At 70.7% G+C, this 15,658-nt stretch carries 13 protein-coding genes; 3 read left to right on the top strand and 10 right to left on the bottom strand.

What is annotated here, in order from left to right:
- Nucleotides 1-29: 29 nt before the first annotated feature.
- From FNH21_RS12745 to kdpF, 6 genes are read right to left on the bottom strand one after another with little or no spacing between them, the layout of a single operon-like run.
- Nucleotides 30-710, bottom strand: coding sequence for a response regulator (locus FNH21_RS12745; protein WP_152816268.1), 681 nt, complete (start codon nt 708-710; stop codon nt 30-32).
- A complete protein-coding gene (locus tag FNH21_RS12740) occupies nt 707-3,238 on the bottom strand; it encodes a DUF4118 domain-containing protein (RefSeq protein ID WP_152816266.1) in 2,532 nt (843 codons plus the stop codon). The genes FNH21_RS12745 and FNH21_RS12740 overlap by 4 nt, the downstream gene beginning before the upstream one ends.
- 3 nt (nt 3,239-3,241) lie before the next feature.
- Entirely contained in the window at nt 3,242-3,850 is a 609-nt protein-coding gene (kdpC, locus tag FNH21_RS12735) for a potassium-transporting ATPase subunit KdpC (protein ID WP_152816264.1), read from the bottom strand.
- A gap of 25 nt (nt 3,851-3,875) precedes the next feature.
- The gene (gene kdpB, locus FNH21_RS12730) at nt 3,876-5,924 is read right to left on the bottom strand and encodes a potassium-transporting ATPase subunit KdpB (RefSeq protein WP_152816262.1); all 2,049 of its coding nucleotides are present in this window, start codon (nt 5,922-5,924) and stop codon (nt 3,876-3,878) included.
- 3 nt (nt 5,925-5,927) lie between these two features.
- Nucleotides 5,928-7,601, bottom strand: a complete 1,674-nt coding sequence (kdpA, locus tag FNH21_RS12725; RefSeq protein ID WP_152816260.1) for a potassium-transporting ATPase subunit KdpA — start codon at nt 7,599-7,601, stop codon at nt 5,928-5,930.
- Entirely contained in the window at nt 7,601-7,690 is a 90-nt protein-coding gene (kdpF, locus tag FNH21_RS17435) for a K(+)-transporting ATPase subunit F (RefSeq protein ID WP_191931946.1), read from the bottom strand. The genes kdpA and kdpF overlap by 1 nt, the downstream gene beginning before the upstream one ends.
- Before the next feature lie 359 nt (nt 7,691-8,049).
- On the opposite strand from kdpF, the gene FNH21_RS12715 reads away from it, so the two are divergent.
- Entirely contained in the window at nt 8,050-9,675 is a 1,626-nt protein-coding gene (locus FNH21_RS12715) for an amidase family protein (protein WP_152816258.1), read from the top strand.
- Between the two features lie 75 nt (nt 9,676-9,750).
- Here the strand turns inward: FNH21_RS12715 and FNH21_RS12710 are convergent, their stop codons facing one another.
- The 3 genes from FNH21_RS12710 to FNH21_RS12700 form a co-directional block, all read right to left on the bottom strand.
- Complete coding sequence (locus FNH21_RS12710; RefSeq protein ID WP_152816257.1) at nt 9,751-10,482, bottom strand: class F sortase; 732 nt, start codon at nt 10,480-10,482, stop codon at nt 9,751-9,753.
- A 98-nt stretch (nt 10,483-10,580) separates the two neighbouring features.
- Nucleotides 10,581-11,666: a hypothetical protein gene (locus FNH21_RS12705; RefSeq protein WP_152816255.1), complete on the bottom strand. Its 1,086-nt coding sequence runs from the start codon at nt 11,664-11,666 to the stop codon at nt 10,581-10,583.
- A gap of 339 nt (nt 11,667-12,005) precedes the next feature.
- Nucleotides 12,006-13,406, bottom strand: coding sequence for an acetamidase/formamidase family protein (locus FNH21_RS12700; protein WP_152816253.1), 1,401 nt, complete (start codon nt 13,404-13,406; stop codon nt 12,006-12,008).
- Between the two features lie 136 nt (nt 13,407-13,542).
- Between FNH21_RS12700 and FNH21_RS12695 the strand changes: the two genes are divergently transcribed.
- Nucleotides 13,543-13,950, top strand: coding sequence for a DUF1304 domain-containing protein (locus FNH21_RS12695; RefSeq protein ID WP_191931945.1), 408 nt, complete (start codon nt 13,543-13,545; stop codon nt 13,948-13,950).
- Between the two features lie 63 nt (nt 13,951-14,013).
- Here the strand turns inward: FNH21_RS12695 and FNH21_RS12690 are convergent, their stop codons facing one another.
- Nucleotides 14,014-14,580, bottom strand: a complete 567-nt coding sequence (locus FNH21_RS12690; RefSeq protein WP_191931944.1) for a DUF1990 family protein — start codon at nt 14,578-14,580, stop codon at nt 14,014-14,016.
- A gap of 209 nt (nt 14,581-14,789) precedes the next feature.
- Here FNH21_RS12690 and FNH21_RS12685 point away from each other — a divergent pair, with 209 nt between their 5' ends.
- On the top strand, nt 14,790-15,650 hold the full coding sequence (locus FNH21_RS12685) for a DUF1206 domain-containing protein (protein ID WP_241743244.1): 861 nt from the start codon (nt 14,790-14,792) through the stop codon (nt 15,648-15,650).
- The last annotated feature ends 8 nt before the right edge of the window (nt 15,651-15,658 follow it).

Below are 15,658 nucleotides of genomic sequence, written 5' to 3'. Positions count from 1 at the left end.
AGCCGGACGGCGGCTGACGCGCCTCGCGATCACTCCGGCACGAACCGGTACCCCATTCCCGCCTCGGTCAGCAGGTGCCGCGGCGTCCCCGGATCCCGCTCCAGTTTCTTCCGCAGTTGCCGGATGTAGAGGCGGAGGTACCCGGTGTCGCGGATGTGCTGCGGCCCCCAGACCTCCGTGAGCAGGATCTCCTGCGTCACGAGTCGCCCGGCGTTCACCATCAGCGTCTCGAGCAGGCGCCACTCCGTGCGGGTGAGGTGGATGTCCGCGCCGTCGGTCGTGCGGACCACCGATCTCGCCACGAGGTCCACCCGGACGTCCCCGAACGTGGCCCCCGACTCCTCGCGGAGCGGCAGCCGACGCCGGGTGAGCGCCCGCACCCGTGCCAGCAGTTCGTCGGTCAGGAAGGGTTTGGTGACGTAGTCGTCGGCGCCGGCGTCGAGCGCCTGCACCTTGTCGATCGAGTCCATGCGCCCCGAGATCACGAGGATGGGCACCGTGCTGTAGCCGCGCAGGCCGTGGATCACGTCGATGCCGGAGAGCTGCGGCATCCCGAGGTCCAGCACCACGATGTCCGGGTGGTGCTCGGCCGCGCGGCGCAGGGCCGCGGCGCCGTCGCCTGCCGTGACGACGTCGTAGTCCGACGCCGTGAACGTGATGCTGAGCGCCCGGAGGATCTGCGGGTCGTCGTCGGCGATGAGGATCTTCATGCGGTTCCCGCCCCGTCGTCCGCACCGACGAGCGCATCGGCCCGTGGCGCCTGCGGCAGGGATACCACGGACGTCAGGCCGCCACCCGGGGTGTCCTCGAGCGTCAGCCGGCCACCCATCCCCTCCACGAACCCGCGGGCGAGCGCCATCCCGAGGCCGAGCCCGGTGTCGTTGTCGGTGTCGCCGAGCCGCTGGAACGGCAGGAGCACCTGGTCCTTCCGGTCGTCGGGGATGCCCGGCCCGCGGTCGATGATGCGAATCTCCGCCCGGCCGCCGAAGTCGCTGACGGACAGCACGGGCGCCTGCCCGGCCGCGGTGTAGCGGGCGGCGTTGGAAAGGAGGTTCACCACCACGCGCTGCAGCAGCACGGCGTCCGCGAGGAGGAGGGGCGACGCCGCGGGCAGTTCGAGCTCCACGTCGCCGGGCCCGAGGTCGAGCTCCTCGAGGGCCGGCAGGATGACGTCCTCGGGGCGCACGGGTTCGAGCACCACGCCGAGCACGCCGGCCTGGATGCGGCTGGCGTCGAGCAGGTCGGTGACGAGGGTGGAGAGCGTGCCGAGGCTCTGCTCGGCGGTCTCGAGCAGCGCCTCCTGCTCCTCGGGCGAGAACGTGATGTCGGCGGAGCGGAGGCTCGTGACGGCAGTGGTCGCCGCCGTGAGCGGGCGCCGGAGATCGTGCCCGACGGCGGCCAGCAGTGCGGTGCGCACGCGGTCCGCCTCGGCCAGAGGCCCCACCGCACTGGCCGCACGCGAGAGCTCGCGGTACTCGAGCGCCGCTTCGAGCTGCGCGGTGATCACGGCGAGCAGACGCCGGTCCGCGGCTTCCAGCGTGCGTCCCTCCAGTTCGAGTACGGCGGCTTCGCCGACGGGGAGGGCCACGGGTTCGCTGAACGAGGACGGCGGCGGCGCGCAGGTGTCCTCGCAGAGGACGGTTCCGTCCAAGCCGCGCAGCCGTGCGACGTCGAGCCCGAAGGCCTCGCGGGCCCGGGCGACGAGGGCCTGCAGGGTGTCCTGCCCCCGGATCACGCCGCCCGCCACGGTGGCGAGGAGCTCCGACTCCGCCGCGGAACGGGAGGCCGCCCGGGTCCTCCGGGCCGCCTGGTCCACCACGTAGCTCACGAGGACGGCGTTGACGATGTACAGCGCGAGGGCCGTGAAGTGCGCGGGCTCCCCGATGGTGAGGGTGCGGACGGGGTCGATGAGGAAGAAGTCGAGCGTCAGCCCGGACAGCACGGCCGCGAAGAGGGCGGGCCAGATCCCCCCGATCAGCGCGACGACGATCACGAGGAGCTGGTAGCTGAGGACGTCCCCGGTGATGGACTCCTCGGAGCGGAGCAGGACGAGCAGCAGCGTCAGCAGCGGTCCGCCCGCGAGCGCCACCAGTGCGCCGAGCAGCCGGCGCCGCGCGGACAGCGCCCCGCCGGCGTGAGGCAGGGCGAAGCGCCGTCCGGCCGCGCCGTGGTTGACGATGTGCACGTCGATGTCGCCGGATTCTCGGATGACGGTGGCGCCGATGCCGGGGCCGGTCAGCAGGGCCGCGAGCCGCGAACGTCGGCTCACACCGATCACGAGCTGGCTCGCGTTGGCACCCTTGGCGAAGTCCACGAGCGCCCTCGACGTCTGGTCGCCCACCACCTCGTGGAAGGTACCGCCGAGCTTCAGCACGAGGGCCCGCTGGGCGGCGAGCTCGGCGGGGTCGGCGTCGCGCAGGCCGTCCTGGTTGGTGACGTGCACCGCGAGCAGCCGACCCCCCGAGGATCGCGACGCGATCCGCGCGCCGCGGCGGAGCAGCGTGCGCCCCTCGGGTCCGCCGGTGAGGGCGACGACGACGCGCTCGCGGGCCTCCCACGTGTCGTCGATGCCCTGCTCGGCGCGGTACCGCTGCAGCGCGCTGTCCACCTCGTCGGCGAGCCAGAGGAGCGTCAGCTCGCGGAGGGCGGTCAGGTTCCCGACGCGGAAGTAGTTGGAGAGGGCGGCGTCGATGCGTCCCGTGGGGTACACCGACCCCTCCGTCAGCCGACCGCGCAGGGCTTCGGGGGCGAGGTCCACGATCTCCACCTGCGCGGCGCGACGCAACACCTCGTCCGGGATGCTCTCCCGGTGGGGAACGCCCGTGATGCGCTCCACGACGTCGTTGAGGGACTCGATGTGCTGCACGTTCACGGTGCTCATGACGTCGATCCCGGCGTCGAGCATGACCTCGACGTCCTGCCACCGCTTCTCGTGCTCCGTGCCCGGCGCGTTGGTGTGCGCGAGTTCGTCGACGAGCGCCACCTCGGGGCGCCGGGCCAGCACGTTCTCGAGATCGAGGTCCGTGAGGTGTACGCCTCGGTGGTCCACCGAGCGTCGCGGCAGCACCTCGAGGCCGTCCGCCATGGTTTCGGTGGCGACTCGCCCGTGGGTCTCGACGATCGCGACGACGACGTCGTGCCCCTCACCGCGGAGCCGCCGGCCCTCCTCGAGCATGGCGTAGGTCTTGCCCACTCCGGGTGCCGCTCCCAGGAACACCCGTAACCGCCCTCGTGTCATGGCCTAAGTGTCCAGCCGCGCCAGTGCGAGATTCAACTCGACCACGTTGACGGACTCCTCGCCGAGGAAGCCGAGGTCGGGGCCCTGGGTGTTCTCCTCCACGAGGGCCTCGACGTCGGACTCCGCGAGGCCGCGCTCCGCCGCGACGCGCGGCACCTGGAGCTGCGCGTACTCGGGGCTGATGTGCGGATCGAGGCCCGAGGCCGACGCCGTGAGCGCGTCCGCGGGGACGGACGCCGGGTCCACGCCCTCGAATGCCGCGACGGCGGCACGGCGCTCCTCGACGGCGGCCACGAGGTCCGGGTTCTCCGGGCCGAGGTTGCTGCCGCTGGAGCCGCCGCCGTCGTACCCGTCACCGGCCGCGGAGGGCCGCGACTGGAACCATGCGGAGAGGGCCGCGCCGTCGGCGTCCGTGAAGGACTGGCCGATGATCGCGGAGCCGACGGTCACGCCGTCGAGCGTGAGGGGCTGACCGTCGGCCCGGTCGGGGAGCGCCACCTGGCCGATGCCGGTGATGGCGAGCGGGTAGCCGACGCCGAGGACGAGCGTCAGGACGACGAGCGCCCGGACGGCCGTGCCGAGCTGACGGACGGTACTGCGGGAGGAAGCCATGGAGGAGCCTTTTCGAGAGGGAGGGTCAGAAGCCGGGGATGAGTGTGAGTACGAGGTCGATGGCCTTGATGCCGATGAACGGCGCGATGATGCCGCCGAGGCCGTAGATCAGCAGATTCCGGCTGAGCGTGCTGGACGCCGATGCCGCCCGGTACGTCACGCCCTTCAGCGAGAGCGGGATCAGCGCCACGATGATGAGGGCGTTGAAGATGATCGCCGAGAGGATCGCCGAGGACGGCGAGTGCAGCTGCATCACGTTGAGCGCCGCGAGGCCCGGGAACGTGCCGATGAACATGGCGGGGATGATCGCGAAGTACTTCGCGACATCGTTCGCGATCGAGAAGGTGGTGAGCGCGCCGCGGGTGATGAGCAGCTGCTTGCCGATGCGGACGATCTCGATGAGCTTGGTCGGGTCCGAGTCGAGGTCCACCATGTTGCCCGCCTCCTTCGCCGCCGAGGTACCGGTGTTCATGGCGACGCCGACGTCCGCGAGAGCAAGGGCCGGGGCGTCGTTGGTGCCGTCACCGGTCATCGCGACGAGCGCGCCACCCTCCTGCTCCTTGCGGATCAGGCGCATCTTGTCCTCGGGCGTGGCCTCGGCGAGGAAGTCGTCGAGGCCGGCCTCCTCCGCGATGGCCTTGGCGGTCAGCGGGTTGTCGCCCGTGATCATGACCGTGCGGATACCCATGGTGCGGAGCTCCGCGAAGCGCTCGGGGAGCCCCTCCTTCACGACGTCCTTGAGGTGGACGACGCCGAGGACCCGGGCCTTGCCGGAGGTGTCGCGCACGGCCACGACGAGCGGCGTGCCGCCCAGCTGGGAGATGCGGTCGACGGCCTCGCCGAGTTCGGCTGTGACGACGCCGGACGACGCCGTCACCCACTCGCGGACCGCGCTGCCGGCGCCCTTCCGCACACTGGAACCGTTCACGAAGTCGACGCCGCTCATCTTGGTCTGCGCCGAGAACGGGATGACCTCGCCGTCGATCTCGTCACGGACGAAGCCCTCGGTGACCGCGAGGTCCACGATCGAGGTGCCCTCCGGCGTGGGGTCGCTGAGCGAGGACTGCGCAGCGGCGGCGATCAGCTCACGCCGGTCGGAGCAGCCCACCGTGATGAACTCGCTCGCACGACGGTTGCCGTAGGTGATGGTGCCGGTCTTGTCGAGCAGCAGGGTGGTGACGTCACCGGCGGCCTCGACCGCACGGCCGGACATCGCGAGCACGTTGCGCTGTACGAGCCGATCCATGCCGGCGATGCCGATGGCCGAGAGCAGGGCGCCGATGGTGGTGGGGATGAGGCAGACGAGCAGTGCCACCAACACCGGCACGCTGACGGTGACGTTCGAGGAACTGGCGATCGGGTTGATGGTCAGCACCACCACGGTGAAGACGATCGACAGCGTGGCGAGGAGGATGTTCAGCGCCACCTCGTTCGGCGTCTTCTGACGCTCGGCGCCCTCGACCAGGCGGATCATGCGATCCACGAAGGTGTCGCCGGGCTGGCTGGTGATGCGGACCACGATGCGGTCGGACAGCACACGCGTGCCTCCCGTGACGGCCGAACGGTCGCCTCCGGACTCCCGGACCACGGGGGCGGACTCGCCGGTGATCGCGGATTCGTCCACGGAGGCGATGCCCGAGATGATCTCGCCGTCTCCCGGGATGAGTCCGTTGGCCTCGATCACGACGACATCGCCGAGCGTCAGGTCCGACGACGGCACCTCCGTCACCGCTGCCGAGTGGGCTCCGGGATCCGTGTCGGCCGCATAACCGCGGAGCACGCGCGCCGTCGTCCCCGTCCGCGCCTGGCGGAGGCTGGACGCCTGCGCCTTGCCGCGACCCTCGGCGACCGACTCGGCGAGGTTCGCGAACAGGACCGTCAGCCACAGCCAGAGGGCGATGAGCCACGTGAACGACGCCGGGACCTCGCTGCCGCCGGAGGCCTGCGGTCCGCCGAGGAACGGCTCGGCGACGGCGATCGCGGTGATGAGGACCGCGGCCACCGTTCGGGGATGGCCGCTGTCGGAGGCGGTGCTGTCACTACTGTCGGTCGGTGTTCCGGTGAGGGTGGACATGGTCTAGAGGAGTCCTTCCGCGAGCGGACCCAGTGCGAGCACCGGGAAGAAGGTGAGGGCGGTGACGACGACGGTGACGCCGACGAGGAGGGTGACGGACTGCACGCGGTCGGTGGGCAGGGTTCCCGCCGTGGCCGGCGCCCCGTCCTGAGCCGCGAAGGCGCCGGCGAGCGCGAGCACGAAGACCATGGGCAGGAAGCGCCCGAGGAGCATCGCGACGCCGAGGGCCGTGTTGAGCCACGGGGTGTTCGCCGTGAGACCCGCGAAGGCCGAGCCGTTGTTGTTGGCGGCGGAGGTGAACGCGTACAGCACCTCCGAGAGACCGTGCAGCCCGGCGTTGAGGATCGACGTGCCGTCGATGTCCGCGCGGAGGGCCGGGACGGCGAAGCTGAGCGCGGTGCCGCTGAGCACGAGCGTGGGCATGGTGAGGATGTAGAGGCTCGCGAGCTTGATCTCCCGGGCGCCGATCTTCTTGCCGAGGTACTCGGGGGTGCGCCCCACGAGCAGACCGGAGATGAACACCGTGACGACGGCGAGGATCAGCATGCCGTACAGACCCGACCCCACCCCACCGGGCGCCACTTCCCCGAGCATCATATTGATCATCGGCAGCATGCCGCCGAGGGCGGTGTAGCTGTCGTGCATCGAGTTCACGGCACCCGTGGAGGTCAGGGTGGTGGCCGTGGCGTACAGCGTCGACCCCACGATCCCGAAGCGCTGCTCCTTGCCCTCCATGACCGCCCCCGCGGCCTGCGGGGCCGTGCCGCTGCCGCCGAGTTCGGCGAGGGTCACGGCGGTGAGCGAGAGGAGGAAGATCACGCCCATGGCGGCGAGGATCGCGAAGCCCTGACGGCGCTGCCCCACCATGGTGCCGAAGGTGCGCGGGAGGCTGAACGGGATGGCGAGCATCAGGATCACCTGCAGCACGCTCGTCCACGGGGAGGGGTTCTCGAACGGGTGCGCGGAATTCGCGTTGAAGAAGCCGCCGCCGTTGGTGCCGAGGACCTTGATGGCCTCCTGCGAGGCGACCGGACCGCCGGGAAGCGTCTGCGCCGCCCCCGTGAGCGTGGTCACCGAGGTGAACCCGTTCAGGTTCTGGATGACACCGCCCGCGAGCAGCACCAGTGCCGCGAGGACGGCACCCGGGAGGAGGACGCGCAGCAGCGCCCTCGTGAGGTCCACCCAGAAGTTGCCGAGCGTCCCGCTCCTCCGCGCCACGAACCCGCGCACGAAGGCGATCGCGACGGCGAGCCCGACCGCGGCGGAGACGAAGTTCTGGACGCCGAGTCCGGCCGCCTGCACGGCGTAGCCGAGGGTGACCTCCGGCGAGTAGGACTGCCAGTTCGTGTTGGTGACGAACGAGACCGCGGTGTTGAAGGCGAGGCCCTCCGGGACGGCAGGCAGGCCGAGCGAGTAGGGCAGGAACGCCTGGGTGCGCTGGAGCAGGTACACCGAGAACACACCGACCGCCGAGAACGCGAGCACCCCGCTGAGGTAGGAGCGCCAGGACTGGTGCGACGCCGGGTCCACGCCGAGCACCTGGTACAAGCCGCGCTCCACGCGGAGATCCTTGGGCGCCGTGAACGTGCGGGCCATGTAGTCACCGAGGGGCCGGTGGATCGCCGTCAGCACGGCGACGACGGTCAGGAGCGGGAAGATGGCTGCTGCGAGCGTCATCAGAAACGCTCGGGACGGACGAGTGCGTACACGAGGTAGCCGAGGGCGGCGATAGCGAGTGCGACGGCGATGAGATCGAAGACGATCACAGCTTCTCCACCGCCCGGGCGATCAGGGCGACCAGACCGAACAGGGCTGCGACACCCACGACATAGATGACGTCTTGCACGAGGAACTCCAGGGGACTGCGTTTTCACCGTCCGCCGGCTTCCTGCCGGCGGGCACCTGTGGGAGGCACGGTGTCGATTACATACCCGCGACGGACGGAGATCGGCCGTCCTCACGTTTTCCTCACGGCCCACGGGCAAACGCCTACGCGTTCTTGATGGCGGGCCGTCCGGGTGTGCCGTAACGGCCCTGAAACACAGGAGCCTCGTCATCGACATGTCCCGCTGGTTCGATGACAGGACTGTTGCTCCAGCCCACCATTCCCGCAGAGGACACTCCCATGCCATTGCTCCTGTCGCCCGCACGGCCCCGCACCCGCCGCGTCACTGCCGGTCTTGCCGCGGGGCTGCTCGCCGCCGCCGTCGTCGCGGGACCCGGTCCGGCCGTCGCCGCGCCGAAGCCGCTCCCCCTCGACCTCAGCACCGCCGGTGTCGCCGAGGTGCAGGCAGGACTCGCGGCGCGCAGCTTCACGTCCGAGACCCTGACCCAGGCCTACTTCGACCGCATCCAGGCCCTCAGCATCGACGGCCCGCACCTCAACGCCGTGCGGTCGATCAACCCCTCCGCGCTGGCCGACGCCAAGGCCCTCGACCAGGAGCGGAAGAAGGGCGCCGTGCGCGGCCCCCTGCACGGGGTGCCCGTCCTCGTGAAGGACAACATCGACGTCGCCGGCATGCCGACCACCGCGGGATCAGTCGCCCTCGCGAACTCCTATCCGGCCGCGGACGCCCCGCTGGTCACGGAGCTGAGGAAAGCCGGTGCCATCATCATCGGCAAGACGAACCTCACCGAGTTCGCGAACTTCATGACCAGCGGGATGCCCGCCGGGTACAGCTCCCTCGGCGGCCAGGTCCTCAACCCCTACGACGCGAGCCAGACGCCGAGCGGCTCGAGCGCCGGATCGGGCTCGGCGGGCGCTGCGGGCCTGGCCACTCTGACCATCGGCACGGAGACCTCCGGCTCGATCCTCAGTCCCGCTCGCGCCAACTCGCTGGTCGGCGTCAAGCCGACCGTCGGCATCGCCAGCAGGACCGGCATCATCCCGATCTCGGCGACGCAGGACACCGCGGGACCCATGACCAGGTCCGTGTACGACGCCGCGGCCCTCCTGACGGCCATGACCAGCATCGATCCCGAGGACCCCGCGACGGCGGCGAACCCGAGCGACGACGTCGACTTCACGGGGGCCCTGAGCGACACCGCGCTCGAGGGTCAGCGGCTCGGCTACGTCGCGAGCACCACCGACCCCGTCTACACCGCTGCGCTGGACGAGCTCCGGGCGCAGGGTGCCACCCTGGTACCCGTGACGGTCGGCGGCAGCGCGGCACCCAGCATCCTCACCCTGGAGTTCGAACGTGACCTGAACGCCTATCTGGCGCGCCTCCCGGAGGACGCTCCGATGGACACGCTGAGCGACATCATCGCCTACAACACCGCGAATGCTCCGGCGGCTCTGAAGTTCGGGCAGACGCTGCTCACCGCCTCCGAGGCCGTGGACCTGGACGACCCGGCGCAGCAGGCGCAGTACGTCGCTGCGAGGGACACCGGACTGGCCGAGAGCCGCGCGGCCATCGACACGGTCCTCACCACGAACGACCTCGACGCGATCGTCTCCAACTCGGCGACCGTCGGGGTCGGCGCGCGGGCCGGCTACCCGTCGGTGATCGTCCCGTCCGGCTACACCGAGGCCAACCGGCGCCCCTCGGGCGTCGTCTTCCTCGGGACCGCGTGGAGCGAGGAGGACCTGCTCGGCTTCGCCTACGACTTCGAGCAGGCCGTCAAGGCCTGGCAGTCGCCCCAGAACCTCAACCCGTCGCTGTTCCGGTGCACCTCGGTGGTCCCGGCGACCGAGTGGGATGCCTCGTGCACGACGACGGCGGTCAAGCCGGGCAAGGGCAGGAAGTAGGCAAGCGCGGACAAGAACCGGAAGAGGCCCCGCCCCGTCGCGGGTGGGGCTTCCTCCGTACCGGGCGGGATCCTGTCAGGCGGCCTTCGGCATGGCCGTGACCACGACGTTCTTGCCCCAGGGGTCCTCGGTGTAGCAGCTGATGAGGACGACGCGATTGGGCACGATGTTCCAGATGTCGCTGTCCTTCAGGGTGTCCTTGTCGTGCGTGATGACCGAGTCCACCACGTAGGTCATGCTGCCCGTCTGCGTGGCGAGCGTGAACTCCTGGCCCACCAGCGACTCGTCGCTGAGCCGGTTGAAGGGTGCGTCCTTGCCGTCCCAGCTGTGGCCGGCGATGTACGTGGTGTTGACCGATCCGGCACCCGGGACGCCGTACGAGGTGATCCAGTAGGCGTCCACGGTGAGCGGCGGCACGAGGCTCTGCGAGGAGAGGTCCTCCTCGCTCGGGGTGAGCGGGAGCACGGCCATGTCGATCCCGGCTGCAGGGAAGGACAGACCGGTAGGCTGCGCGGCCGCCGGTCCCGGGTCGACGGAAGGAGGTGCCGCGTCGACGGGGGCGGGCGTGGGCGCGATGGCCGATGGCGCGGCCGACGCCGAGAGGGAGGGAGCGGCCGTGGTCGTGGTCGCCGCGGTCGGGGCTCCGGCGGATTCGGGCGGCATGACCGAGACGGCGATCGCCAGGCCGGCAGCGGCGACGAGCGGCAGGGCGAGCCAGCGCCTCCTGAACGTCCTCCTGGCGGTTTCCGTCGCGGTGGCGCCGGGTTCCTCGTCGGGGGCTACGTCCGGACTACGGTGCTGGACCATGTACTGCGCTGTCCTCGGGTAGGAAGGGGGATGATGCACTGTCCCGGTGCGGGCGGCACGGCCGGAAGACCGCGACCCGCACCGGGACAGCCAGTGTACTAGCGCTGTGCGCGCTCCAGGCGACGCATGCGGGCCGCGGTTGCCAGGGGAACCGCGACGCCGACCGCCAGCAGTGCCGCGATGAGGGCGACAGCCGGGCTGTTGTCCTCGGTGGTGACGGCGGTCTGCACGTTGAGGCCCTTGTTGGTGCCGGTGGGAGTCTTGACGCCGGGCGCCGGGGTGGTGGGTGCGGGCACGCCGACCGGGGTGACCGGGGTGACACCGATGGCGCCGGCATCACAGGCCGCGAGGAACGCCTTGAACAGCTCCACGAGCTCCGCCGCAACGGCCGGATCGCTGCTCAGCTGCAGCGCGAGGCGCTCGGCCTCGGCGCTGGCTGCCACGAGGTTCGCCTCCGCGGCGAGCAACGACGGGTCGTTCACCGCGACGTCTGCTGCAGCAGCAGCAGCGATCGCGGCCTCGACGGCGACGGTCTCCGCCGTTGCGGCTGCTTCGAGCGTGACGCCGGCCTCGACCAGCGCGGCGCCGGTCGTGACGACTGCGGCATCAGCGGCGACGACGGCCGCGGCAGCCGTGTCGAGCGCGGCCTCAGCGGTTGCGAGCGCGGCGCGAGCAGCGACGACCTCGGGGTCCGTCTCGACGTCCGGGTAGGTGTCCGGATCGGATGCTGCGATCGCGTCATCGACAGCAACCAGCGCGGAATCGACATCGACCTGGGCCTCTCCGGCGGCGACGCGTGCGGCGGCGGCGATAGCCGGAGCGCCGTCAGCGGCGACCTGGGCATCCGCGAGAGCGATCTGTGCGAGCTCGACGGCGACCTGGGCGTCCTCGGCAGCGACGTTCGTCGCCTCGGCATCCGCGAGGAGGGCCTCGATGTTGAGGGACACGGCGATGGCTTCGTACTCCGCCGCAGAGGTCACGACGGCGGCCGTCGCGGCTTCGAACTGGTTGACGAAGGTGACGTCGATCCCGGCCAGGCCGAGCGCAGCGTTGAGCTGCGTGGAAGCCTGCAGGCAGGCGGCATCACCGGGTGCTGCTGATGCCATCGGAGCGCCGAGGAACAGTCCACCGGCGAGAAGGGTGGCCGTCGATCCGGCAGCAACCCATTTTTTTGCAACGATCATGTGTGCGCGTCTCCTGAAAACACGTAGATTCCCCCGGGCCATTCCCGACGGCGCAGCCTGCGGCGCCACAAGCTGGCGGCGTCCTCCTGGGAGGGCGCCGCCTGCAGAAGAGCGTGGTCCGCCGATCGGGTGGTCCTACCGTCAACTCAGACGAACCTGAGGGAGGGCTGGGCGATCGCTGTACTTTTCAACCTAGGCGTGATCGGTGCCATGGGCAATGGACCGGATCGCCTCGGATGTAACGGTTTGGCATCGGGCGTAACCCCAGCCGCTGCCGTTGCAGCGCGACGCCGGAGAGAGAGGGGTACCGCCTCGTCGCCTCCCATCTCGCGTGCAGTGTCAGCCGAAGTGCGCCTTCGCGATCAGGCCGTGGACGCCGACCGTACGGTCGACCACCTGCGAGATGGCGAAATCTGCCGCGGCGGACAGGTACGCGTAGGCGATGGCCCGGTCCATGCCGCGATCGTGCTCAAGGAAATCCAGGGCATTGACGACGGCGCGGCGCATCGCGACGTCCAGATCGCTGGACACTCCTCCGCCGGCCAGACCGTCCGGGTCGGACAGGCCGATCGGGATCCACGCGTCCTTCGTCTCCGCGAAGGGATAGGAGTAGGCCACGGACGGCGCATCGCCGGACCCCGGCTTACAGACCGTCAGGCGGAAGGTCCCGCGGAGGGACCCCTCCATCGCGGTGAGGGCCACCTCGCCGTCACCCATGCCCATGTGCGGATCCCCGACGTAGAAGAGTCCGCCCGGGGGCCGCACCGGCAGGTAGAAGGTGGAGCCTGCCCCCAGGTGCCGGATGTCGATGTTCCCGCCGCCCAGGGTAGGGGGCACCGAATTCGCCTCGGGGGCCGTCAGCCCCTCGGCCTCGGCGAAGGCGACGCCCATCATCCCCATGAAGGGGCGCAGCGGGAACCGGACCTCCATGTCCCCGCTCGTCATCACTCCCTTGCCCTTCTCGATCCTGGTGAAGACCGAGACGTTCCCGTAGTCGGTCGGCACACCCGATGCGCGGTTGTCGGTCGCCACCGGTGGCATGACCTCGTCGAGGGTGATGCCGGCGGGTGCGGCGGGTCCCGGGAGCGATGCCAGGCCACCCTTGCCGTGCCTGCTGGAGACCACGCCGTAGGGGACGCGCGGCACCACGTCGAGGGTCTCGATCTTCAGCACATCCCCCGGTTCGGCGCCCTCGACGGCGATCGGACCCGTCACGATGTGCGGCCCGTCCACGTCGAACCGCCGCTGGGTCCGCCGGTAGCCCGCCGCGATCTCGACGGCGTCAGCCAACACGGAGGAGCTGCCCACTCCCAGCGACCCGAAGTACTCCAGCGGGTCGCGCCCCTGGTCCTCGAGGATCCCCTCGTGCGAGAGCGCATCGATAGTCACGGTCCTCCCGGACCGCATGGTCATCACCGGTGTGGCGTGCACCGTGGGCACGTACCCCCACAGCACCTCGTCCGGCGTGGACGAGAGGTAGCTGTCCCCCTTGATGCGGCCCTGTCCGGGCTGCAGGATGTCGGCGCCGGGCCTGCCCTGGCCGGGCGGCCTGCCCGGGGCGTCAGGAGCCTTGGCCGGCACGACGACGCCGCCTCCGGGCGCGGCTGCGGGCGCGGATGGTGCCCCCGCGACCGACGCCGCGGACAGGGTGCCGAGCGCCGCCACCACCCCCATGAACCTCCGCCTGCCCAATCCGTCGGCGAGTACCTCCGCCGCTTGCTGCCCCACTGCGTCATCCATGCTGAACCTCTTCCGGGTCGTGGAGCTTCACAAGCTAATCGCCGGTGGTTACCTTCCCGTTTCGGATCCGATTCGGTGAGAAGTCCTGCGCCCTCCGCCCGCTCGAGGGCCGATCAGGACACGTACGCTCTGACGCATGGAACCACTGCCGCTCCCGCCCCTGACCGCCGTGGCCGCCGTCGTCGCGGCGCTCGTCCACGTGCTGATCTTCGTCCTGGAGTCGGTCCGCTGGCGTCTGGAACGGACGTGGCGCGTCTTCGGGATCGCGAGCCAGGAGGATGCGGAGACCACGCAGCCGCTCGCCTACAACCAGGGCTTCTACAATCTGTTCCTCGCGGTCGGCGCGCTGGCCGGCGTCGTCCTCATGCTCCTCGGCGGGGTGACAGCCGCGGCGATCGGGCTGGGGTTCGTCGTCCTCTCCACGGGCTCCATGCTCGCTGCGGCGCTCGTGCTGATCCTCGGCAACGCGAGGCTCGCCCGCCCGGCAGCGATCCAGGGCCTGCCTCCCCTGATCGCACTGCTCGGGCTCCTCGTCCTGGTGTGATCCCCGCTCGGCCTCGGGACGGGCCCCTGGACGGGTTCCCGGACACGCCCGGACAGGCCCGACCTAGCCGAGACGGGCCAGGGCCCGTGCCGCCGCGACGTAGCGCGAGAGGACGTAGCGCTGCGTCAGCCGGGTGACCGGCGCGGCGAGCCGGAACAGGGGGCCGGCCGGGACGCTGTAGGCGGAGCAGATGAACAGCAACCGGTTGTCCGCCGTCAGCTCGGCGTAGAAACCCTCCTCGCCCCGCACGGGATGGCCCGGCAGCGTTCCGTACCCGAAGCCGCCCCGCTGGCCGGGTACCGCCCTGCCGGCGCCGTCGAGCTGGGGTGCCCTGGACCAGATCACACGGCACGGTGCCTTGATGCGCGCCCGCCCGAGGCCGAATCCGGAGATGACGTGCGCCCCGGGCTCGGCCCGTTCGACGGGCGAATCCATGGTGAGCCCCGCACCCCGGTGCAGTTCCCACGCCAGGATGCCCTCGGTCAGCGCGATGAACGATGCGGACGGATCGTCGGTGGCGATCTCGCGGGACTCGACCATCACGGTGTACCCGGAGGGCCAGCCGCCCTCCAGCGAGCCGGGGAACGGCCGATCGGTTGCGCCGCGCTCCTCGTACGTGAACTGCTCCATGGCATCCTCTTCCGTCGGTGTGCGGTGCCGTGCCGGCCGCCGCCCCGGACCCAACCTAGTGGACCACCGCGCCCGTGGCGGGGCGGGCGCCCGGGGAGGGCCACCCGCCGTATCTCCCCATCCCGGGGAAGCAGTGGCAAGATGAGGTCCGGACCGGTGGGACTCATCCGAGACATCCCCCGCCGCGCCACCAGGAAGGCGGGACCACCATGGCATCAGGGACGACGTCGGGCAGGAGCGCGGGGGGCGGGACCGGTGACGCGATGGACCGGGCCTCGGACGCGGCGGAGGAAGCAGCGGATTCGAAGGGCTTCGAACTCGCGGCCCGCGCCGGCTACGTCGCTGCGGGGATCCTGCACGTCGTCATCGGCGTGATCGCGCTGGGACTCGCGACGGGCGGATCGGGGAGCGCCGACCAGAGCGGAGCCATCGGCCAGCTCGCCGGCAGTCCCGGGGGCACCGCACTGCTGTGGTTCTGCTTCCTGGGCTGTATCGCGCTCGCCCTCTTCTTCCTCAGCGAGATCTTCTTCGGTGTCCGCGCACTGAGCGGGAAGGAGAAGCTGACGGCCCGCACGAAGAACGGTGGCCAGGCCGTGGTGTACGCGGTGATCGGCGCGACGTTCGGGCAGTTCGCGCTGGGCGGGTCGAGCGACAGCAGCAGCTCCAGCAGTTCGCTCAGCGCGTCCCTCATGGCGCATCCGGCCGGCGCAGCGCTCCTTTTCGCGGTCGGTGTCGGCGTCCTCGTCGTCGGCGGCTATTTCATCTACAGCGGGGCGACGCGCCGTTTCCGGAGGAAGCTCTCCAGCCTGCCGTCCGGAGGAATCGGCACCGCCGTCACGGCGCTCGGCACCGTGGGCTATATGGCGAAAGGTTTCGCGCTCGGGGTCCTCGGCGTACTGATCCTCGTCGCCACGGTCACGAACAACCCGGAGCAGTCCACCGGGCTGGACGGCGCGCTGAAGTCCCTGCGGGACCAGCCGTTCGGGACGTGGCTGCTCGGCGCCGTCGCACTCGGGCTCATGGCCTACGGCGTGTTCATGGTGGTGCGCTCGAAGTACCAGCGCATGTGAGTCGGAGA

This window comes from Arthrobacter bussei, assembly GCF_009377195.2.
GTDB classification, from domain to species: domain Bacteria; phylum Actinomycetota; class Actinomycetes; order Actinomycetales; family Micrococcaceae; genus Arthrobacter_D; species Arthrobacter_D bussei.
The sequence above is the reverse complement of the archived record's forward strand: the minus strand, read 5'-3'. Positions and strand labels throughout refer to the sequence as shown.